We start from the raw sequence: 20,728 nt of genomic DNA, 5'->3' as shown, positions 1-20,728 counted from the left end.
GACCCGCATGGAAGCCTATTTGCTCGAATGGCTGAACCTGCTCGGACGCTGGGCACACATCATCGTCGGCATCGCCTGGATCGGTGCGTCGTTCTACTTCGTCTGGCTCGACAATCATCTGCTGTCGCCGGCCGACCCCAAGGCGCGTGAGCGCGGCGTCGCCGGCGAGCTGTGGGCCGTGCATGGCGGCGGCTTCTACCACTCGCAGAAATACCGCGTCGCTCCGGCGCAGCTGCCGGCGCATCTGCACTGGTTCTACTGGGAGGCCTACAGCACCTGGCTGACCGGCTTCTTCATGCTTTGCGTGATCTATTACGGCGCGCCGACGCTGTATCTGATCGACCCGTCGGTGATGGCGCTGGCACCGTGGCAGGCGATCGCCATCGGTCTCGGCACCCTGGTCGGTGGCTGGCTGATCTACGACGGCCTGTGCCGCTCGCCGCTGGGCCGCGACGACCGTGTGCTGGGCGCGGTGCTGGCCGTGCTGCTGTGCCTGGCCGCCTGGGGCCTGTGCTCGGTGTTCAGCGGCCGCGGCGCGTACATCCACTTCGGCGCGCTGCTCGGTACGATGATGGTTGCCAATGTGTTCTTCGTCATCATCCCCGGCCAACGGCGCTCGGTGGCGGCGATGCGCGAAGGCCGCGACCCCGATCCGCGCGACGGTCTGCGCGGCAAGCAGCGTTCGGTGCACAACACCTATTTCACGCTGCCGGTGCTGTTCACGATGATCAGCAACCACTACGCGACGACCTGGGGTTCGCCGCACAAGGTCGCGGCGCTGATCGGTCTGACCTTCGCCGGCGCGGCGATTCGCGCCTGGTTCGTGCTGCGCCACAAGGCACACGAGCGCGGCGGCAAGACGCCGATCTGGTCGATGCTGATCGGCCTGGCGGCCATCGTCGTCGTCGTCATCGTCTTGCGTCCGGCGTCGCCGACGTCGGCGCCGATCAGCGCCGCGCCGGCGGCCGGCGATGCGAGCGCGGCGAGCACCGGTGAACCCACGGCCGCGACGCCGACGCTGGCGGCGGTGCAGCAGATCGTCGAGCAACGCTGCGTGCTGTGTCACGCGCAACACCCGAAGTTCGCCGGCTTCACCGCGCCGCCGAAAGGCATCGCGCTGGAAACCGCGGACGAACTGCGCACCAACGCGGCCCTGATCCGTCAGCAGCTCGCCAGTCGGGCGATGCCGCTCGGCAACATCACCCAGATGACCGATACCGAGCGCCAGACCGTACTCGACTGGATCGCCCACCAAGGGCAGGGTGCGTCGCCATGAGCATGCGACACGGTGTTTTGCGCGCAGCGCAAACGGGTGCGGGAGCATGCTCTCTCATGCGAACGGCTGCACCTGAAGTCGATGCGAGGGTGGAAGCATGAGCATGCGACACGGTGTTTTGCGCGTAGCGCAAACGGGTGCGGGCGCATGCTCTCTCATGCGCACGGCCGCACCTGAAGTCGATGCGAGGGTGGAAGCATGAGCATGCGACACGGTGCTTTGCGCGTAGCGCAAACGGGTGCGGGAGCAGGTGCTCTCATGCGCGGAGCTGCACCTGAAGTCGGCGCGAGGGGCGAGGCATGAGCGCGAGCCTGCAGGCGCATCGCGGCGCGGTTCTGTATTTCACCGACGATCCTCGCGACGGTGACGGCAGCGGGCAGGTCGTGCATCACGAGGACGGTCTGCTGGTCGTCGAGCACGGTCGCGTGCAGGCGGTTGGCCCTGCCGACGCGTTGCTCGCGACGCTGCCGGCCGACATCACCCTGATCGACCACGGCAGCGATCTGCTGATGCCGGGGTTGATCGACACGCACATTCACTTTCCGCAGACCGAGGTCATCGGCTCCGGCGGCCGGCAGTTGCTCGACTGGCTCGACGACTATGTGTTCGCCGTGGAGCGCCGCTTCGGTGATCCGGCCTATGCCCGCGAGGTCGCCGAGGTCTTCCTCGACGAGCTGCTGCGCAACGGCACGACCACCGCGCTGGTGTTCTGCACCGTGCACAAGACCTCGGTCGATGCCTTCTTCGCCGCCGCCGCGCGGCGCGGTCTGCGCATGATCGCCGGCAAGGTGCTGATGGACCGCAATTGTCCGGAGTACCTTCGCGATACCGCCGACGACGGCGCGCGCGAAACGCGCGAATTGATCGAGGCCTGGCATGGTACGGAGCGCTTGTCGGTGGCGATCACGCCGCGCTTCGCGCCGACTTCGACGCCCGAACAACTGGCTGCCGCCGGTCGCCTCGCGGCCGAGTATCCGAGCACCTACATCCACAGCCATCTGGCCGAGAATCCGAGCGAGATCGCCTGGGTGCGCGAGCTGTTCCCGGAGCGGCGCAGCTATCTCGACGTCTACGACCACTACGGCTTGCTGCGCGAGCGCGCGGTCTACGCGCATGCCATCCATCTCGATCAAACCGATCGCCGGCGCATGGCCGATTGCGGCGCCTGCGCCGCGCATTCGCCGACGTCGAACCTGTATCTCGGCAGCGGCCTGTTCGACTTCGACGCCAGCGACGCCGCCGGCTTGCGCTTCGGTGTCGCCACCGACGTCGGCGGCGGCACCAGCTTTTCGATGCTGCGCACGCTGGGCGAGGCCTACAAGGTCGCGCAGATGAAGGGCCAGCGACTGACGCCGCTGCGCGCGTTCTATCTGGCGACGCTCGGCAACGCCCGCATCCTGCAGTTGCAGGACCGCATCGGCACCTTCGCGCCGGGCAGCGAGGCCGATTTCATCGCCGTCGATCTGCAGGCGACGCCGCTGCTGGCGCGGCGCCTGCGCGCGTGCCGCACGTTGTCCGAGAAATTATTGGTGCTGATGACGCTCGGCGATGAGCGCGCGGTCCGACAGACCTATATCGGCGGCAACGAAGCCGTCATTCACGACCAGAACGAATCATGAGCAAAGCCGAACCGGGACTGCGCAAGTCCGGCAAGCGCAAGCAGGAGGATCTGTCGCCGGTGACGGTGGCAGCCGGCAGCATCGATGTCGCGTACGAGCGCATCTACGCGGCGATCATCGACCACAGCCTGCCGCCCGGCGCGCGCCTGGTCGAAAACCGCCTGTGCGAGATCTTCGGGCTCGGGCGCACGCGCGTGCGACAGGTGCTGCAGAAACTGGCCAGTGAACGGCTGGTGACCCTGCTGCCGAATCGCGGTGCGATCGTCGCCGCACCGACCGTGCAGGACGCGCTCGACATCTTCGAGGCGCGACGCCTGCTCGAACCGGGCATCGTGCAGCGCTTCGTCGAGCGTGCGACGCGAGCCGACATCCAGCGCATCCGCGATCATCTGCAGAAGGAGAAGGTGGCGGCCAAGCGCAACGATCGTCGCAGCGCGATCCGCCTGTCCGGCGACTTCCACCTGATCATCGCCGAGTGCGCCGGCAACGCGACGCTGCTCGAACTGCTGCGCGAGCTGGTGTCGCGCTCGTCGCTGATCATTGCCCTCTATCAGGAAGCGGGCTCGGTCTGCTGCCCGCCGGACGAGCATCAGGAACTGGTGACGGCACTCGAAAAGCGCAAGGCCGATGCCGCGCAACTGATGCTGCATCACCTCGAACACGTGCTGGCCGATCTGCGCCTCGAGGAGCCGCCGGCGCCGGGCGTCGATCTGCTCGCCGTGCTCGGCGGCGCGGTGAACTGAGCATGGCCGCCGCCTATCCGCGCGATCTGGTCGGCTACGGCCGGCGGCCACCGCATCCGCAGTGGCCGGGCGCGGCACGCATCGCCGTGCAGTTCGTGCTCAATGTCGAGGAGGGCAGCGAGAACAATGTGCTGCACGGCGATGCGGGGTCGGAAACCTTTTTGTCCGAGATCATCGGCGCGCAGGCGTTTCCGAACCGGCACCTGAGCATGGAGTCGATCTACGAGTACGGCTCGCGCGCCGGCTTCTGGCGTGTGCTGCGCCTGTTCGAGTCGCGCGGCATTCCGCTGACGCTGTTCGCGGTGGCCAAGGCGCTGGCGCGTACGCCGGACGTGATCGCCGCTGCCCGTGAGCTGGATTTCGAGATCGCCTGTCACGGCCTGCGCTGGATCAGCTACCAGATGGTCGACGAAGCGACCGAGCGCGCGCATCTGCACGAAGCCGTGGCGTTGATGAAGGAGCTGACCGGCGAGATGCCGCTCGGTTGGTACACCGGCCGCGACAGCCCGAATACGCGGCGGCTGGTGGTCGAACATGGCGGCTTTCTTTATGACGCCGATTCTTACGCCGACGATCTGCCGTACTGGACGCCGGTCGAGACCGCGGCCGGCACCGTACAGCAACTGGTCGTGCCGTATACGCTGGACAGCAATGACATGCGCTTCGCCGCGGCGCAGGGTTTCAATTCCGGCACGCAGTTCTTCGATTACCTGAAGGACGCGTTCGACACGCTGTACGCCGAGGGCGATCCCAACGGCCTGAACGCGCCGAAGATGCTGTCGGTCGGCCTGCACAGCCGCATCGTCGGCCGGCCGGCGCGCTACGCGGCGCTGCAGCGCTTCGTCGACTACGTGCTGTCGCATCAACACGTGTGGGTCTGCCGGCGCGTCGATATCGCGCGGCATTGGCAGCAACATTTTCCGGCGCCGCTGTCGTGATCGCGCTCGCCACCCTCAACCAGTGCGCCGCCGCCGATTTCGTCGCGGCGCTCGACGGCATCTTCGAGCACTCGCCGTGGATCGCCGAGCGCAGCGTTGCCAAGCGCCCGTTCGCGACGCGTTTCGAATTGCTCGATGCGCTGTGCGCGACGATGTTCGATGCCAGCGCCGACCAGCAGCTGGCGCTGGTTCGCGAACATCCGGAGCTGGCCGGCGCCGCGGCGATGCGTGGCGAGTTGACCGCCGCGTCGACGTCCGAGCAGGCCGGTGCCGGTCTGACGCAGGCGCCGGCCGACGCACTGACCGAGTTGCAGACGCTGAACGCCGCGTATCGCCAGAAGTTCGGTTTTCCGTTCGTGATTTCGGTGAAAGGCCGGCAACGCGGCGAGATCGTTTCCGAGCTGCGGCGGCGGCTGGCGCACGACGCCGACGCCGAGCTGCGCACGGCGCTGACCGAGATCGCGCGCATCGCTGACTTCCGCCTCGCCGAGCGCTTCGACGAGCCGGCCGGTGCCGAAATCCTGGCGATGGCCGATGCGCTGGCGGCGTTCAGCGAGGACCCGGACGCGCTGGTCTGCACGTACTTGTCGGACGCGCATCAGGCGGCGGCGCGCAAGCTGCGCGACTGGATGCTGCAGGCCGGCCTCGACGCACAGATCGATGCGATCGGCAATGTCGTCGGGCGCTGCAAGAGCGACGCGCCGGCGGCGCGCACCCTGATCACCGGCTCGCACTACGACACCGTCATCGACGCCGGCCGCTACGACGGCCGTCTCGGCATCCTGCTGCCGATCGTTGTGCTCGGCCGGTTGCGTCGCGCCGGCGTGACGCTGCCGTTCGACGTCGAGATCATCGGCTTTTCGGAAGAGGAGGGCGTGCGTTTTCGCTCGACCTTCCTCGGCAGCAGCGCCGTCGCCGGTCGTTTCGATCCGGCACTGCTGACGCGCGTCGACGAACATGGCGTGACGCTCGATGCGGCCTTGCGCGCCGCCGGTCACGATCCCGGCGACATCGACGCGCTGGCGCGCGATCCGCAGCAGACGCTGGGCTATGTCGAGGTCCATATCGAGCAAGGTCCGGTGCTGCTCGACGAGCGGCGCGCGCTCGGGGTGGTCACGGCGATTGCCGGCAGCCGCCGTTTCCGTGTCAGCGTCGAGGGCCGCGCCGGTCACGCCGGTACGGTGCCGATGAATCTGCGTCAGGACGCTGCTGCCGCCGCCGCCGAGATCGTGCTGGCGGTCGAGCGCCATTGCGGCGTTCAGCCCGGCTTGGTCGGCACGGTCGGCAAGCTCGATGTGCCGAACGGCGCGGTCAATGTCGTGCCGGGGCGTTGCGAGCTGACGATCGACATTCGTGCGCCGGACGACGCGCTGCGCGACGCCGCGGTGCAGGCCGTGTTCGATGAAATCGCCTCGATCGGTGCGCGCCGCCGCGTGCGCATCACCCACGAGCAAATCGTTCACGCCGACGCGGTGCCGTGCGCCCCGGTGATGCAGCGTCGCTTCGATGCCGCGATCCGTGCGGTCAGCGGCGACCCCGATGTGCGTCACCTGCCGAGTGGCGCCGGGCACGACGCGATGATGCTCGCCAGCCTCACCGACATGGGCATGCTGTTCGTGCGCTGCGGCGCCGGCGGCGTCAGCCATAACCCGGAAGAAACCTTGAGCGAGGAAGATGCGGCGATCGCCGCCGCGGCGTTCTCGCGTTTCCTCACCAACCTCGCCGACGAAGTCCGTTCATGACCTCAGCCGCCACCCCGCTCTCCGATCTGCAGGCCGCCGTCGTCGCGGCGGTCGATGCGAGCTTCGACGAATCCTGCGCCTTTCTCGCCGAGCTGGTGCGCGTGCCCAGCGACAATCCGCCGGGCGACTGCGCCGCGCATGCGGCCAGGGCCAAGGCCTTGCTCGAAGCAATGGGCTATGCGGTCGAAGCCGACGGAGTGCCGCAGGCCGAGGTCGAGGCGGTGGGCATGATCGCCGCGACCAATCTGATCGTGCGACAGGCCTTTGCCGCCGGCGGACCGTGCATCGCGATGAACGCACACGGCGACGTGGTGCCACCGGGGCTGGGCTGGACCGAAGATCCGTACGGCGGCACGGTGCGCGAGGACGCGACGTTCGGGCCGACGATGTACGGCCGTGGCGTCGCCGTCAGCAAGTCGGACTTCGCGACCTACACCTTTGCGCTTCGTGCATTGCAGAAAATCGCCGCGTCGCACCCGCTGAAGGGCAGCGTCGAGCTGCATTTCACCTACGACGAGGAAACCGGCGGCGACATCGGTCCGCGGCGTCTGCTCGAACAGGGCATCAGCAAGCCGGACTACGTGCTCAGCGCCGGGTTTTCATACGCGGTGACGACGGCGCACAACGGCTGCCTGCATCTGGAGGTCACGGTACATGGCAAGCAGGGCCATGCGGCGATGCCGTCGTCCGGGGTCGATGCGCTGGAAGCGGCGAACAAGATGCTCAACGTGCTCTACGCGATGCGCGCGGAAATCGCCAAGACGCGCTCGCAGACGCCGGGTATCTCGCATCCGACGCTCAACATCGGCCTGATTCGCGGCGGCATCAACACCAATGTAGTGCCGGACCTGGTCAGCTTCCGCCTCGATCGCCGCATCATCCCCGAGGAATCGTTCGACGCCGTCGAAACCGAATTGCGCGCGCTGATTCGCGACACGGCAGCGACCCTGCCGGGCATCCGCGTCGAGGTGCGTCGCGTGCTGCAGGCGCTGCCGCTGGTCAAGTTACCGGGCGCCGAGAAAATGACCGAGTCGCTGCAGCGCAACGGCGAGGCGCTGTTCGGCACGCCGATCATCGAACACGGCGTGCCGCTGTACACCGACGCGCGCCACTACACGGCGGCCGGCATTCCGACCGTGCTCTACGGCGCCGGTCCGCGCACGCTGGGCGAGGCCAATGGCCACGCGGCCGACGAGAAGCTGCGGCTCAATGATCTGAAGCGGGCGACGGCAGTGGTCGCGTGCATGCTCGCCGAGATGCTGGCGGCATGATGCAGCGCTGCATCGGCCAGGTGGCGTTTGGAGGTCGCGGCTTGCGCCGCTCCTACAAAGCGGCGGCCGCTGCTGTAGGAGCGGCGCAAGCCGCGACCGCCGTTCGCTCAGCCCGCAACGCCGAAGCGCTGCGCGACCTCGTCGATCTGCGCCAGCCAGCGCGCCTTGGCATCGTCGTCGGCGAACGACGCGGTGATGCTGTTGCGTGCCAGTTGCACGATCTGCGCGTCGGACAACGACAGCGCGGTCTGCATCGCGCGGTAGTTGTCGGCGACGTAGCCGCCAAAGTACGCCGGGTCGTCGGAATTGACGGTCACGCACAGTCCGCGTTCGAGCAGGGTCTTGAGGTTGTGGTCGGCGGCGCGTTCGAACACGCAGAGCTTGACGTTCGACAGCGGGCAGACCGTCAGCGGCACCTGCTCGCGCGCCAGTCGTTCGACCAGCGCGCCGTCTTCGACGCAGCGCACGCCGTGGTCGATACGGCGCACTTTCAGCAGATCGAGCGCTTCGACGATGTAGGCCGGCGGGCCTTCTTCGCCGGCGTGGGCGACGGTCAGCAGGCCGAGCGCGCGCGCGCGGTCGAAGACGGCGGTGAACTTCGACGGTGGATGGCCGCGCTCGGACGAGTCGAGGCCGACAGCGCAGATCGCGTCGCGCCACGGCAGGGCGGCGTCGAGCGTCGCCATCGCGTCGTCGGCGCTCAGGTGCCGCAGGAAGCAGAGGATCAGCTTGGCACTGACGCCGAGTTCGCGCTCGCCGTCGGCCAGCGCGCGCAGCATGCCCGGCATGAACACGTCGAAGCCGATGCCGCGCGCGGTATGCGTCTGTGGGTCGAAGAAGATCTCGCTGTGGACGACGCCGTCGGCGGCGGCGCGCGCGAGGTAGGCGCGCGTCATGTCGTAGAAATCAGCCTCGTCGCGCAGCACGTCGGCGCCGGCGTAGTAGAGGTCGAGAAAGCTTTGCAGGTCGTGAAAGTCGTAGGCGGCGCGCAAGGCGTCGACGCTGTCGTAGGCGAGAGCGACGCCGTGCCGGTCGGCCAGACGGAACACCATTTCGGGTTCCAGCGAGCCTTCGATATGCAGGTGCAGCTCGGCTTTCGGCAGGGCGCGAATCAGATCGTCGGTCATGGCGGCTTGCAGTTGGTAGGCGCCGATCATCGCGGTTGTACACGGTCGGCGACAAGCGCGCCCGTGTCATCGCAGCACGAAGCAAGAGAGCACAGAGTATGAGAATAACGATGCGCATGATGTGCCGCTTGGCGGCGCTGTTGTGGCTGGCGGTCGCGCCGCTGGCGCATGCCGATGCCCTGCCGGATGGGCGAACGATCAAGGTCTTCGGCACCGACATTCATTACTACGAGATGGGCAGCGGTCCGACCGTGGTGCTCGTGCACGGTCTCGGCAGCAGCGCATTCGGCGACTGGCACGCGGTGATGCCGAAGCTGGCCAAGGACCATCACGTCGTCGCCCTCGATCAGCTCGGCTTCGGGGCCTCGTCGAAGCCGATGGTCGACTACAGCATCCAGCTGTGGGTCGACACGCTCGGCGAGTTCTTGCGTGAAAAGCAGATTCACGACTTCACGCTGATCGGCGAATCGCTGGGCGGCTGGATTTCCGCGAAGTACACGATTCAGGCGTTGCAGGGCATCGCCGCCGACCCGGCGTTCGCGTTGCCGAAGCCGTCGCGGCTGGTGCTCTGCGATGCCGCCGGCCGTCGCTCGACATTCGCGCAGTTGTTCGCGCCGCGTCCGGCCAATGTGAAGATGCCGCCGATGCTGTCGCTGGCCGGTCAGAAGGCGACGATCGGCGCGGTGTTCTATCGCGCGCAGCAGCATGCCAGCGCGCAGGACATTCGCGATGGCCTGGCCTGGGCACTGGGCAAGGACGATGGCTGGACCGTGCATTCGGTGACGACCAATCCGGCGCTGCTCGACGAAGCGGTGGACGGTCAACTCGACGCGATCCGGATTCCGACGCTGCTGCTGTGGGGCGCGCACGATGGACTGGTGCCGGTCGCCGACGGCCGCTGGTACGCGGCGGGTATCGCCGGCTCGCAGCTCAAGCTGATTGCCGACAGTGCGCATGTGCCGATGACCGAGCAGCCGGACGCCTGGCTGGCGGCGCTGCGCCCATTCCTGGACCACAGCGCGGCGCCCTGATGCGTCGCGTCGATGCAATGGAGAATCTGATGTCGCCCAAGTTTTTCTCGCGCGCGCTCGCCTTTGCGGTGTTGCTGGGGCTGTGCAGCGCGGCGAGTGCCGCGCAGCCGGCCATTCCGCCGCCGGCACCGCCCGAGGCGCGCATTCCGGTACGCATGGTGGTCGTCGCCAATTTCGAAAACGGTGCGGACGAAGGCGACAAACCGGGCGAATACCAGTTCTGGGTCGAGCGCGAACACCTCGATCAGAAGATCGGCGATGTGCGCGGCATGACGCGTGGCCTGCGCCGCAACGACAAGGGCTTGTACGGTTTGTTGCTGCGCGATCTCGAAGCGTTCGTGCTCGATCCGCGTTTCGACTTGAGCAAGACCTACTGGCTGTTCACCGGTATTTCCGGTGTCGATCCGCACGTCGCGTCGGTCGGCAGCGCGGCCTGGGCACGCTGGGTGGTCGACGGCGACGAGCTGCGTGAAATCGACGCGCGTGAGCTGCCCAAGGACTGGCCTTACGGTCTGTTCGCGATCGGCGCGATGAAGCCGGACACGCTGCCGACCGATGCGAACAGCTTCGGCGAGGCGACCGGCCCGGACGATCTGGGCATGGCCTATCCGATCAATCCGTCGTTCGTGCAATGGGCGTATGCGCTGACCAAGAACGTGAAGATTCCGGATACGCCGGCGCTGGCCGAACAGCGCAAGGCCTGGAAGGGATTTCCGAACGCACAAAAGCCGCCGTTCGTGCTGCTCGGCGAAACCCTGGGTTCCAAGCGTTACTGGCACGGCCCGCTGCGAACGAAATGGGCGGAGGACTGGGTCAAGCTGTGGACGCGCGGCCAGGGTCGCTTCGTGATGACCAACATGGAAAGCCAGGACGCGGCGGAGATGATGAAGAAGTTCGGCAAGCTCGGCTTCGTCGATCCCCATCGCGTGCTGGTGCTGCGCACCGCCAGCAATCCGTCGATGCCGCCGCCGGGCGTCGATCCGCTGGCGACGGTCGGCGACGAGGCGCCCGGTCAGGTCGCCGCCTACGAGGCCAACTACCGTGTCGGCGCGCCGGTCGTGCACGAAATCCTCGATCACTGGGACCGCTATGCCGATCACATTCCCGGCACGCCGGCGGCGAACTAAGGAGAACCCGATGTCCAATCCATTCCGTTCCGCCAGGGTCGCGCGCGTCGCGCTGGCGACGCTGTGCGCCGCCGGCCTGCTGGCCACCGAACTGGCGCATGCCGACGATGCGGCCGATCGCGAAGCGCGGGTCGCCAAGCGTATGGCGGCAGTCAAGGATCAGACCGCGCGCTTGCGCGTGTTCCTGCAGCAGATGCCCAAGGGCGGCGACCTGCACAACCATCTGGTCGGCAGCGTCTACGCCGAAGACTTCATGCGTTGGGCCGACGAAGACAATTACTGCGTCAAGCTCGACGACAAGGGCCTGGTCGCGCCGCCGTGCAAGGCCGGCGAGGTCAGTGCGCATGGGCTGTCGCAAAAGGATCCGGCGCTGTACGAACAGGCCATCGACGCGATGTCGATGCGCAACTTCGTGCCAGGCGTCGGCTATCTGTCCGGTCACGATCGTTTCTTTTCGGTGTTCGGCAAATTCATGCCGCTGGCCGCGACGCGGCTCGGCGATACGGTAGTCGCGACGCTGCGCCAGGCCGCGCAGGATCATGTCGGCTATGTCGAGCTGATGGTCAACCCGAGCAACGCGTATGTGTTCGCGCCGAAGGTGGCGAAAATGCCGTGGACGCCGGGCGACTACGCCGCCGATTACGCGCGCATCGAAGGGCAGTTGCCGCAACTGGTCGCCGAGGCACGTGCCGAGTTCGATGCCGCCGACGCGCTGGTGCGGCGGGAACTGCACTGCGGCACGCCGCAGGCCGACGAGGCCTGCCGCGTGCAGTACCGTTACCTGAGCTACGTCGATCGCGCGCAGCCGCAGCCGTTCGCATTCGCCGAGATGGCGCTGGGCTACGCGGTGGTGCAGGCCGACCCGCGCTTCGTCGGCATCAACATCGTCGACCCCGAGGACAATCCGACGGCGCTGGCCGATTACCGCGTGCACATGGACATGTTTCGCTTCTTCAGCCAGCGCGCGCCGCAGGTGAAGAAGACCTTGCACGCCGGCGAGCTGACGCTGGGGCTGGTGCCGCAGGCCGACCTGCGCTTTCATATTCGCGATGCGGTGGCGGCCGGTGCGCTGCGCATCGGCCACGGCGTCGATATCGCCTACGAGGACGACGCGCCGGCGCTGCTGGCGAAGATGGCCCACGACCACATCGCCGTCGAAATCAATCTGACCAGCAACGATGTGATCCTCGGCGTCAAGGGACACGATCATCCGCTGCAGCTGTATTTGCATGCCGGCGTCCCGGTGGTGTTGTCGACCGACGACGAGGGCGTGTCGCGCAGCGACATGACCTATGAGTACATCCGCGCCGTACAGGAGCAGGGGCTGGATTATCCGACGCTCAAGCAGATTGCGCGCAACGGCCTGAGCTATGCGTTCATTGCCGGCGACAGCCTGTGGCAGGCCGACGGCCATACGCCGGTGAAGGTCTGCGCGTCGAGCCTGAAGACGCTGCATGCCGATGCCGGCTGTGCCGCGTTCCTGCGCGACAACGACAAGGCCCGTCTGCAGTGGCTGCAGGAACGTGACAGCGCCGTGTTCGAAACGAACGTCCTCAAGCAGAAGTTCTGACGGAGTGGCGACGATGCGAGCGACAGGGACGAAGCGGTGGATCGGTGGGTGCGGCGCAGCGGTGCTGTCGTTGCTGGTCCTGTTGACCTTGACCGTGCATACGGCACAGGCCGCCGACGGCAAGCGCCTGGTGATTCTCGACGACGATCTGGACGGCTTTCATCCTGCGCAATTGATGGCGCTGCAGGCACCGGACGTCGACGTGCTCGGCATCACCATCGTCAGCGGCAACGCCTGGCGCGACGAGGAAGTCGCGCATGCGCTGCGCATGCTGGAGATCGTCGGTCGCACCGACATTCCCGTCGTGCCCGGCGCGACCTATCCGTTGCTCAACAGCGAGAAGCTGACCGAGCGCTGGGAAGCGCTGTACGGCAAGCTGGTGTGGAAGGGCGCGTGGATGAAAAAGTGGGTCGAGGATACCCAGCAAAGCCCGCCGCACTATCACGGCCCCGACGTCGTGCCCGATTTGCCCGAAGGCAATCCGACGACCCGGCCGTCGGCCGAGATCGCCGCGAACTTCCTGATCCGCAAGGTGCACGAGTTTCCGGGGCAGGTCAGCATCGTCGCCACCGGACCGCTGACCAATCTGGCGCTGGCGCAGCGCCTCGATCCGCAGTTCGCGTCGCTGGCCAAGGAACTGGTCTACATGGGCGGCAGCCTCAACCCGCGGCAGCGCCTGGACTCGGTCTCGGCGCAGCAGTTCGCGCGCGAGTTCGTCAATTCGCCACGTCGCGAGTTCAACATGCGTTTCGACCCGGAGGCGGCGAGCATCGTCTTGCGCGCGCCGTGGAAGAAGATCGTGATGGTGCCGTCCGATCCGTCGACCGCGACCGAGCTGACGCCGGCGCTGCTCAAGCGCATGACCGCCGCCGACACGCCGTTGACGCGTCAGCTCAAGCACAACGAACCGGGCTTTCCGTTGTGGGACGAACTGGCGGTGGCGGTCTGGCTCGATCCGACGCTGATCGCGCAATCGGCGTCGCTGTACGTCGACGTCGATACGCAGTTCGGGCCGGGTTATGGCGACACGCTGTCGTGGTCGCCCGGCTATGAACCCGATCTGGGCGAGCAGCGCGAAACCGTGGTGCGTGATGTCGACGTCAAGGGCGTCTACGCACTGATGGTCCGGCTCATGAATCGGCCTTTGGCCCCTGCCGACGGCAGCTCGACGCGCTAACGAACGCAAGGCCGGCAGATCGTACGCAATCGATATTCAGATTGCATGCAATATCTCGGGGCACGCGCGCCAAAAAGTGTCGTTGCGATGCACTCGATCTACACGGACCCCGTCCGGAGTGCTGAGGGATTTCCCGGAATATCCCCCGGAAATGGGGATTTGACGGCCCGGCGCGGGTCGGCGGCCGATGGCACGCCCTTTGCGCACAGTGTCTTCAGGTCTGTATGCAATGTTTCTGAAATTTTGCATACGGTGATCCGCTCGCGGTGGCAGTGCGCTCGTTCGCAGCAAGCGGCGAGGTGCGATAACCGCATCGGGTGAGCCATCCCTCCGGGAGAGGTTTGGACCAGCTGCAATGGTGGGTTCTCGCGCCGGGTCGCGGGAAGACAGGGAGTGAAACCGTTTGATCGACCGCCGGTCACGCGGATGTCGCAACTCGTGCGAATCCTGTCTTTCTTGTCGCTGTGGCCGGAACCGCGGGCGTTTTTTCGAGATTCGACTTCTGCTAGGGGACTGTTGCATGAAACGTGTGAAACCGGCTTTCAAGATGCGGGCGATTGCGCTGATGGCGCTCGGCAGCGGCATGGGCCTGCCTGCCATCGCGGCGGCAGCCGACGATGCGGCGGCAACGGCCGCGGCACCGGTGCAGGTGGCGCAGAACGACAGCAGCACCACGACCGCCACCGACAACAGCGGCATTGCCGAGGTGATCGTCAAGTCGCGCGTCAACCGTGAAGTCAACATCCTGCCGACCGAGCCCAACGACTCGGTGTTCGGCTTCAACAAGAGCATCAAGGACACGCCGCGCGCGGTGACGTCGATCAGCCAGGAGATGCTGACCAAGTTCAACATCACCGACATCAACGACATCGTCGCGCTGACGCCGGGTTCGTTCACGCAGTCGTTCTTCGGCGTGGCCGGCTCGCTCGACGTGCGCGGCACGCCGGGCGAGAACTACTTCCGTGGCGTGCGTCGTGTCGACAACCCCGGCAACTATCCGCAGCCGATCGGTGCGTCGGATCGCATCGACATCGTCCGCGGCCCGGCGTCGCCGATTTACGGTCCGTCGAAGATCGGCGGCTATCTGAACTTCATTCCGAAGTCGGCGCGCGCGCAGGACGGCGCGTACATGACCAAGCCGGCCGGCGAGTTCGGTGTGGTGCGCGGCAGCTGGGACAACAACACCCTGCACGGCGAAGTCGGCGGCCCGGGCAAGGTATTCGGTCAGGCCTTCGGCTACTACCTCTACGCCGAGGCGCAGAATGCCGGGTCGTACTACGACAACACGTCGACCAACCAGAGCATCTACCAGGCTTCGTTCGATGCCGATCTCACCGACAAGACGCGCATCGAGTTCGGTGGCATGTATCAGGAATACGAAGGCAACCAGGTCGCCGGCTGGAACCGTCTTTCGCAGGATCTGATCGATCACGGCACGTACGTGACCGGCCACCCGACGTCGATCGACACCAACGGCGACGGACGGATTTCCGCGGCCGAGGCCGGTGCCGCCAATCTCAGCATCTTCTATCCGTTCGGCAGCAGCGACCCGAACGTGAACTTCGGCTCCGTCAATGAACAGAGCGCCGCCACGGTCAACGCCGATCTGGCCAACCACCCGAACATGGCGCTGGTCAATCCGGGTACGGCGCACATCAATGGCAGCCAGGTTCTGGTGGCACCGGAAGACAGCCTGACCGACCAGGTCAAGACGCTGTACTTCGACATCATTCACAGCTTCACCGACAATCTGAAGCTGACCAACAAGGTCTTCTACGATTCGCTCAACAACAACAACGAGAACGCCTACGGCTTCTCGCAGATGGCGGACACCTGGGCGTTCGAGGATCAGATCATCCTCGCCTACAACAAGGACGTCGGCGACTGGCTGAAGTCGGCCTATCAGTTCAGCCCGTCGTTGCGCCACCAGAAGTTCAGCCATGGCGACAACTTCGCCTATGAGTACTTCGATCGTCGCGATATCACCGAACAGGCTTCGGCCTTCGACCGCCGCACGCTGTCGACGCGTGACGGCCCGACGGTCGAGCCGTGGTCGTCGCGCACGGTGGGCGATTACTTCGACTACGGCCTGGCCGGCATGGCGGACTACACATTCTTCGACAGTCTGCATTTCACCGGTGGCGGTCGTTACGACTCGCTGCACATGACGTCGACCTGCACCACGGGTGTCGACTGCACGGACAACGACAAGCACAAGGACACCGACGGCGCGTGGTCGTGGTCGTTCAGCACCAACTACGACATCCCGGTCCTCGGCATCAGCCCGTACTTCACGCGCGCCAAGCAGTCGACCATGATCGTCGGTCAGGGCGGTGAAATCCCGGCAGACGCGGTGGCCAGCAAGAACGCCGTCGCCAACTCGACGCTGACCGAAATCGGCGTCAAGGGCAGCTTCTGGGATGACCGCATCTATGCGTCGTTCGCGCATTACCGGCAGCAGCGTCTCGACTACAGCGCGCAGAACACGGTGACCAACAACACCACGCTGGGCAAGGGCTGGGAAGCCGAGTTGCGCGCGGTGCTGACCAACAACCTGGCCATCGCGGCGAACTACAGCAACACCAAGGTCTACAACGAGACCGCCAAGCAAAACGGCTCGCAGTTCAGCTTCGCCGGTGCCGGTGACCTGCCGGCCGGCGTCGATCCGGCGGACATGTACGGCGGTGTCATCAACGGCCTGGTGCTGACCACCGACGGTCGCAAGCAGGGCGTGCCGGAGAATGTCTACTCGATCTACCTGATCTACAGCTTCGACGGCACGATCCTCGACGGCCTGACCGGCACGGTCGGCATGACCCATGTCGATTCGACCTACTCGGGCTTCTCGAAGGCCGTCAAGCTGCCGTCGTACACGCTGGTCAACGCGGGTACGAACTATGAGAGCAAGCACTGGAAGTTCGGTCTTCAGGGCAAGAACCTGACGAACGAAAAGTACTTCCGCTCGAACTTCCCGGACCTGTTCGGTTCGTCGGTTGTGCTGCCGGAGCTGCCGCGCAACTGGACGATGTCGCTGGCCTACAAGTTCTAAGTCGGTTCCCGGTGGTAACGGCGACGCCGCTGACGGAGATTCCGGCAGCGGCGTTGTCGTTTTGAATATCGAGAGATGCCGGTTGCGTAGCGAGCGGGCGCGACAGCGCCGCCGTCCGGACCGGCTGCAAGGAGTTACTGATGAAGTCACCGTTTCGTATCGTTGCTGTCGCACTCGTCGTCGTCGCCGGCCTGTCGGCCTGCACCAAGCCGGCGTCGGACGCCAAGGCGGTCGCCGCCGCCCCGAAGCCGATTCCGGTCAAGGTGGTGGTGGTGTCGATGTTCGAGATCGGCAAGGACAGTGGCGATACGGCTGGCGAGTTCCAGCACTGGAAGGAGGGCCAGAAGCTCGATGAGCGTTTTCCCTTCGCGCATCATCACGACCTGTACCTCAATCCGCAGACCGGCGTGCTGGGCATGGTGACCGGCATGGGCACCGCCAACTCGGCGTCGGCGGTCATGGAGCTGGGTATGGACCCGCGCTTCGACCTGTCGCATGCCTACTGGCTGGTTGCCGGCATTGCCGGCTTCGACCCCGAAGACGCGTCGATCGGTTCGGCCGCCTGGGCCGAATGGTTGGTCGACGGCGATCTCGCGCATGAGATCGACCCGCGCGAAATGCCCAAGGACTGGTCGACCGGTTATTTCCCGCTCGGGACCAAGGAGCCCTACGGTCTGCCCAAGCCCGAGCCGATGGGCGAGGTGTTTCATCTGAACGCCGGTTTGACCGATTGGGCCTATCAGCTGACCAGGAACGTCGACCTCGGCGACAGCCCGGTGCTGCAGCAGCGCCGGGCCCGCTACAAGGGGTTCCCGAACGCGCAGAAGCCGCCGTTCGTGCTCAAGGGCGACAACCTGGCGGCGATGACCTACTGGCACGGCAAGCTGATGAACGAGTGGGCCAACCGCTGGGTCAAGTACTGGACAGACGGCAAGGGCGAGTTCGTCAGCTCGGCGATGGAAGACACCGGCACCGCGCAGTCGCTGACCTACCTGACGCCGACCGGCAAGGTCGATTTCAATCGCCTGATGGTGCTGCGTACCGCCAGCAACTACTCGATGCAGCCGCCGGGCATGACCGCCGCCGAAAGCCTGCTCGAAGATCACGCCGGTGCGCCGGGCGAGGGGTATTCGGCGCTCGATATGGCGACGGGTGCGGCGTACAAGGTCGGATCGAAGGTCGTCGACGAAATCGTCCAGCACTGGGATCAGTATCGCGACCACGTGCCGTCGTCGTGATGCGCAGGAAAGGGGCGGCGGCACTGCTGGCCGCCGCCCTGTCGCTGGGCGGCGCCGCACATGCGGACGGGCCGCCGCAGACGGCGGCGCAGTGGATACGTCAGCTCGGATTGCAGACGCTGGATGGCGAAGGCGGGTTCTTTCGCGTGCTGCGCGTGTCTGGGGTCGAAGTCCGAGCCGCGGACGGACGCTCGCCGGCAAGCAATGCGATCTATTACCTGCTGACGCCGAAAGATCCGCAGAATCACCTGCACTGGCTCGCCTCCGACGACTATCAGGTTCTGATCGACGGCGGCCCGGCTGATTACTATCTGTTCTATCCGGATGGCCACGTCGAGCATCGTGTCATGGGGCACGATGTCGCTGCGGGGCAGACGCCGTTCGTCGCGGTTCCGGCCGATACGACGAAGGCCATCGTGTTGCGCAGCGGTGCGCCGTACGTGCTCGTTGGCTCGGTGGTTACGCCAGCCTGGAGTCCGAAGCGTGTACGCATCGGCGCGGGCGCGGCGTTCGTCGAGCGTTACGCCGGTGCATCGGACTGGGCGACGCCGGCATTTCTGCGCACGCTGATTGGTCCCAATTTCAAGCAGGGCGATCATGCTTCCGGCAAGAATTTTGCGCCGCTGGAGCCAGCGACGGACGCTGCCGGCCGCACGCCATGAGCCTCTTCCGATCTTTTGCCGTACGGCATGCGGAGCCGCAATGAAACGTATTCACCCGGTCGATGAAGTCCTGCCGCTGCCGAAACTGGCGGCCTATGGCCTGCAGCACGTGCTGGCGTTCTACGCCGGCGCGGTGCTGGTGCCGATCCTGGTCGCCGGCGGACTGGGCCTTTCGACCGCACAGCTGATCCATCTGATCAATGCCGATCTGTTCACCTGCGGCATCGCGTCCATCATCCAGTCGGTCGGACTCGGGCCGAAGATCGGCGTGCGGCTGCCGCTGCTGCAAGGCGTGACGTTTACCGCAGTGGGTCCGATGATCAGCATCGGCGTCGCCGGTGGCGGTGGCACGTCGGGTTTGCTGGCGATCTATGGCGCGGTGCTGGCCGGCGGCCTGTTCACCTTCTTCGCGGCGCCGTACTTCGCGCGCCTTGCGCGCTTTTTCCCGCCGGTCGTCACCGGCTCGGTGATCCTCATCATCGGTCTGGCGTTGCTGCCGGTCGCCGCCAACGATGTGGTGGTCGGCAAGGGGCCGAACGCGATCCAGAACCCGGTGCTGCTCAAGGATCTGCTATACGCGTTCGGCACGCTGGCGCTGATCGTCGCGATGCAGCGCTTCTTTCGCGGCTTCATGGCGACGGTCGCGGTGCTCGCCGGTCTGGTCATCGGCACGCTGGTCGCGTGGCTGCTCGGCGACGCGCATTTCGACGCGGTCGAGACCTCGTCGGCGCTCGGCTATACGCTGCCGTTCTATTTCGGCTGGCCGACGTTCAGCGTGACGGCGATCGTGTCGATGATCGTGGTGATGCTGATCACCATGGTCGAGAGCACCGGCGACGTTTACGCGACCGGCGAGATCGTGCGCAAGCGCATTCGCCGCGACGACATCGCGCGCACGCTGCGTGCCGACGGTCTGGCGACCCTGCTGGGCGGCGTGCTCAACTCGTTTCCGTACACCTGCTACGCGGAGAACGTCGGCCTCGTGCGGCTGACGCAGATCAAGAGCCGCTGGGTGGTCTGCGCCGCCGGTGTGATCATGCTGATCCTCGGCTCGATGCCGAAGGCGGCGGCGATCGTTGCCGGTATTCCGCATCCGGTGCTGGGCGGTGCGGCGCTGGCGATGTTCGCGGCGGTCGCCGTGGTCGGCATTCAGACGCTCGGCAAGGTCGACTTCAGCGATCATCGCAATCTCGTCATCGTCGGCAGCAGTCTCGGTCTGGCGATGCTGGTGACGGCGCAGCCGTATGTCGCCGGTGCGATGCCGGACTGGCTGCAGATCATCTTCGGCAGCGGCATCACGCTCGGTGCGCTGGCGGCAATTCTGCTCAATGCCTTGTTCTTCCACCTCGGCGGCGGTCGCCATGCGGCCGTCGCCGGCCGTCCCGGCGACGCGCTGGTGACGCTCGAACAGGTCAACGCGATGCCGTACGAAGCATTCGCGCAGACCTTCGGCGGTCTCGTCGAGCAGACGCCGTGGGTGCTCGAACGCGCCTGGGCGCAACGCCCGTATGCCGACCCGAACGCGCTGCGTGCGGCCTTCCAGGAAGCGCTGCTGTCGGGGGACGAGGCGCAGCAGCTCGAACTGCTCAACGCCTATGCCGATCTCGGCAGCGAAGACGACGCAGGCAACGCCTATATCGACGATCACGACGAGGCCGGCCTCGGCAGTCTGGGTGAGGACGAGCACGATGAAGTGCGCGCGTTGGCGCAGGCCTATCGCATGCACTTCGGTTTTCCGCTGGTGGTGTGTGCGCGCGATGTCGAGCGCTACGAGCGGCTGCTCGCACAGGGCTGGTCTCGGCTTGCGAACACCGTGGCCGTCGAACGCGCCAGTGGCGTCGTCGAGGCCGCGCGCATCGCCAGCTACCGCTTCAACGAACTGGTCGCCGACGCCAACCCGATCGAGACCGCGCGCGAGATCCGCTTCCTGCAGGCCAGTTCATGAGGGGGCGGCGTTACTCGAGGAAAATGCGGGAACCACAGATTTCACAGATTGAAAAGCGATTTGAAAGGTGATGCTTTTTTGATTCGATCTGAGGTTCCAGTTTTTCGATTTTGCCCAGGCAGGGCGAGCGACACATTGGTCGCGGCTTGCGCCGCTTGTGTCTGAGGGAGGGGGTAGAGTTGAGGTGGAGAGCGATGTGCGGCACACCGACAG

Annotated in this window: 16 protein-coding genes; 14 read left to right on the top strand and 2 right to left on the bottom strand. The window is 65.9% G+C overall.

Going from position 1 to position 20,728, the window contains the following annotated elements:
- The first annotated feature begins 7 nt into the window (after nucleotides 1-7).
- From G7Y82_RS18145 to G7Y82_RS18120, 6 genes are all read left to right on the top strand, one after another.
- The gene (locus G7Y82_RS18145) at nucleotides 8-1,276 is read left to right on the top strand and encodes a urate hydroxylase PuuD (RefSeq protein ID WP_168149567.1); all 1,269 of its coding nucleotides are present in this window, start codon (nucleotides 8-10) and stop codon (nucleotides 1,274-1,276) included.
- A gap of 299 nt (nucleotides 1,277-1,575) precedes the next feature.
- Complete coding sequence (gene guaD, locus G7Y82_RS18140; RefSeq protein ID WP_168149566.1) at nucleotides 1,576-2,895, top strand: guanine deaminase; 1,320 nt, start codon at nucleotides 1,576-1,578, stop codon at nucleotides 2,893-2,895.
- Entirely contained in the window at nucleotides 2,892-3,638 is a 747-nt protein-coding gene (locus G7Y82_RS18135) for a GntR family transcriptional regulator (RefSeq protein WP_168149565.1), read from the top strand. The genes guaD and G7Y82_RS18135 overlap by 4 nt, the downstream gene beginning before the upstream one ends.
- 2 nt (nucleotides 3,639-3,640) lie before the next feature.
- The gene (gene puuE, locus G7Y82_RS18130; RefSeq protein ID WP_168149564.1) at nucleotides 3,641-4,576 is read left to right on the top strand and encodes an allantoinase PuuE; all 936 of its coding nucleotides are present in this window, start codon (nucleotides 3,641-3,643) and stop codon (nucleotides 4,574-4,576) included.
- Nucleotides 4,573-6,318 (top strand): allantoate amidohydrolase, encoded by a 1,746-nt coding sequence (locus tag G7Y82_RS18125; RefSeq protein ID WP_168149563.1) that lies wholly within the window; start codon nucleotides 4,573-4,575, stop codon nucleotides 6,316-6,318. The genes puuE and G7Y82_RS18125 overlap by 4 nt, the downstream gene beginning before the upstream one ends.
- Nucleotides 6,315-7,589, top strand: a complete 1,275-nt coding sequence (locus G7Y82_RS18120; RefSeq protein WP_168149562.1) for a M20/M25/M40 family metallo-hydrolase — start codon at nucleotides 6,315-6,317, stop codon at nucleotides 7,587-7,589. The genes G7Y82_RS18125 and G7Y82_RS18120 overlap by 4 nt, the downstream gene beginning before the upstream one ends.
- Nucleotides 7,590-7,696: 107 nt before the next feature.
- Here G7Y82_RS18120 and G7Y82_RS18115 read toward each other — a convergent pair whose 3' ends face one another.
- Nucleotides 7,697-8,716 carry an adenosine deaminase gene (locus G7Y82_RS18115; RefSeq protein WP_168149561.1) on the bottom strand — a complete coding sequence of 340 codons (1,020 nt, stop codon included), beginning with the start codon at nucleotides 8,714-8,716 and terminating at the stop codon, nucleotides 7,697-7,699.
- 110 nt (nucleotides 8,717-8,826) lie between these two features.
- Between G7Y82_RS18115 and G7Y82_RS18110 the strand changes: the two genes are divergently transcribed.
- The 8 genes from G7Y82_RS18110 (at nucleotide 8,827) to G7Y82_RS18075 (ending at nucleotide 20,515) form a co-directional block, all read left to right on the top strand.
- On the top strand, nucleotides 8,827-9,747 hold the full coding sequence (locus tag G7Y82_RS18110) for an alpha/beta fold hydrolase (protein WP_240954403.1): 921 nt from the start codon (nucleotides 8,827-8,829) through the stop codon (nucleotides 9,745-9,747).
- A gap of 29 nt (nucleotides 9,748-9,776) precedes the next feature.
- On the top strand, nucleotides 9,777-10,874 hold the full coding sequence (locus G7Y82_RS18105; protein WP_168149559.1) for a purine-nucleoside phosphorylase: 1,098 nt from the start codon (nucleotides 9,777-9,779) through the stop codon (nucleotides 10,872-10,874).
- 10 nt (nucleotides 10,875-10,884) lie between these two features.
- Nucleotides 10,885-12,444, top strand: a complete 1,560-nt coding sequence (locus G7Y82_RS18100; protein WP_168149558.1) for an adenosine deaminase family protein — start codon at nucleotides 10,885-10,887, stop codon at nucleotides 12,442-12,444.
- A gap of 13 nt (nucleotides 12,445-12,457) precedes the next feature.
- On the top strand, nucleotides 12,458-13,621 hold the full coding sequence (locus G7Y82_RS18095) for a nucleoside hydrolase (RefSeq protein ID WP_168149557.1): 1,164 nt from the start codon (nucleotides 12,458-12,460) through the stop codon (nucleotides 13,619-13,621).
- Nucleotides 13,622-14,141: 520 nt separating this feature from the next.
- On the top strand, nucleotides 14,142-16,670 hold the full coding sequence (locus G7Y82_RS18090) for a TonB-dependent siderophore receptor (protein ID WP_240954402.1): 2,529 nt from the start codon (nucleotides 14,142-14,144) through the stop codon (nucleotides 16,668-16,670).
- Nucleotides 16,671-16,810: 140 nt separating this feature from the next.
- A complete protein-coding gene (locus G7Y82_RS18085; RefSeq protein ID WP_168149556.1) occupies nucleotides 16,811-17,908 on the top strand; it encodes a purine nucleoside permease in 1,098 nt (365 codons plus the stop codon).
- Nucleotides 17,908-18,570 (top strand): cupin domain-containing protein, encoded by a 663-nt coding sequence (locus G7Y82_RS18080; RefSeq protein ID WP_240954406.1) that lies wholly within the window; start codon nucleotides 17,908-17,910, stop codon nucleotides 18,568-18,570. Before G7Y82_RS18085 ends, G7Y82_RS18080 begins: the two co-directional genes overlap by 1 nt.
- 40 nt (nucleotides 18,571-18,610) lie before the next feature.
- A complete protein-coding gene (locus G7Y82_RS18075) occupies nucleotides 18,611-20,515 on the top strand; it encodes a solute carrier family 23 protein (protein ID WP_168149554.1) in 1,905 nt (634 codons plus the stop codon).
- Between the two features lie 10 nt (nucleotides 20,516-20,525).
- Here G7Y82_RS18075 and G7Y82_RS21225 read toward each other — a convergent pair.
- Nucleotides 20,526-20,728 (bottom strand): hypothetical protein (locus tag G7Y82_RS21225; RefSeq protein ID WP_206370835.1); only part of this gene is annotated, 203 nt, incomplete at its 5' end.

The sequence above is a fragment of the Solimonas marina genome (assembly GCF_012241385.1).
Classification (GTDB): Bacteria; Pseudomonadota; Gammaproteobacteria; order Nevskiales; family Nevskiaceae; genus Solimonas; species Solimonas marina.
This window is presented reverse-complemented; position numbering and strand designations above follow the sequence as displayed.

What these genes read in the sequence shown, in the direction of transcription:
- G7Y82_RS18145 (WP_168149567.1), top strand. Translation starts at nt 8, where the DNA reads ATGGAAGCCTATTTGCTCGAATGGCTGAACCTGCTCGGACGCTGGGCA.
- G7Y82_RS18135 (WP_168149565.1), top strand. Translation starts at nt 2,892, where the DNA reads ATGAGCAAAGCCGAACCGGGACTGCGCAAGTCCGGCAAGCGCAAGCAG.
- G7Y82_RS18110 (WP_240954403.1), top strand. Translation starts at nt 8,827, where the DNA reads ATGCGCATGATGTGCCGCTTGGCGGCGCTGTTGTGGCTGGCGGTCGCG.
- G7Y82_RS18115 (WP_168149561.1), bottom strand. Translation starts at nt 8,716, where the DNA reads ATGACCGACGATCTGATTCGCGCCCTGCCGAAAGCCGAGCTGCACCTG.
- G7Y82_RS18085 (WP_168149556.1), top strand. Translation starts at nt 16,811, where the DNA reads ATGAAGTCACCGTTTCGTATCGTTGCTGTCGCACTCGTCGTCGTCGCC.
- G7Y82_RS18075 (WP_168149554.1), top strand. Translation starts at nt 18,611, where the DNA reads ATGAAACGTATTCACCCGGTCGATGAAGTCCTGCCGCTGCCGAAACTG.
- guaD (WP_168149566.1), top strand. Translation starts at nt 1,576, where the DNA reads ATGAGCGCGAGCCTGCAGGCGCATCGCGGCGCGGTTCTGTATTTCACC.
- G7Y82_RS18120 (WP_168149562.1), top strand. Translation starts at nt 6,315, where the DNA reads ATGACCTCAGCCGCCACCCCGCTCTCCGATCTGCAGGCCGCCGTCGTC.
- G7Y82_RS18080 (WP_240954406.1), top strand. Translation starts at nt 17,908, where the DNA reads ATGCGCAGGAAAGGGGCGGCGGCACTGCTGGCCGCCGCCCTGTCGCTG.
- G7Y82_RS18095 (WP_168149557.1), top strand. Translation starts at nt 12,458, where the DNA reads ATGCGAGCGACAGGGACGAAGCGGTGGATCGGTGGGTGCGGCGCAGCG.
- G7Y82_RS18105 (WP_168149559.1), top strand. Translation starts at nt 9,777, where the DNA reads ATGTCGCCCAAGTTTTTCTCGCGCGCGCTCGCCTTTGCGGTGTTGCTG.
- G7Y82_RS18090 (WP_240954402.1), top strand. Translation starts at nt 14,142, where the DNA reads ATGAAACGTGTGAAACCGGCTTTCAAGATGCGGGCGATTGCGCTGATG.
- puuE (WP_168149564.1), top strand. Translation starts at nt 3,641, where the DNA reads ATGGCCGCCGCCTATCCGCGCGATCTGGTCGGCTACGGCCGGCGGCCA.
- G7Y82_RS18100 (WP_168149558.1), top strand. Translation starts at nt 10,885, where the DNA reads ATGTCCAATCCATTCCGTTCCGCCAGGGTCGCGCGCGTCGCGCTGGCG.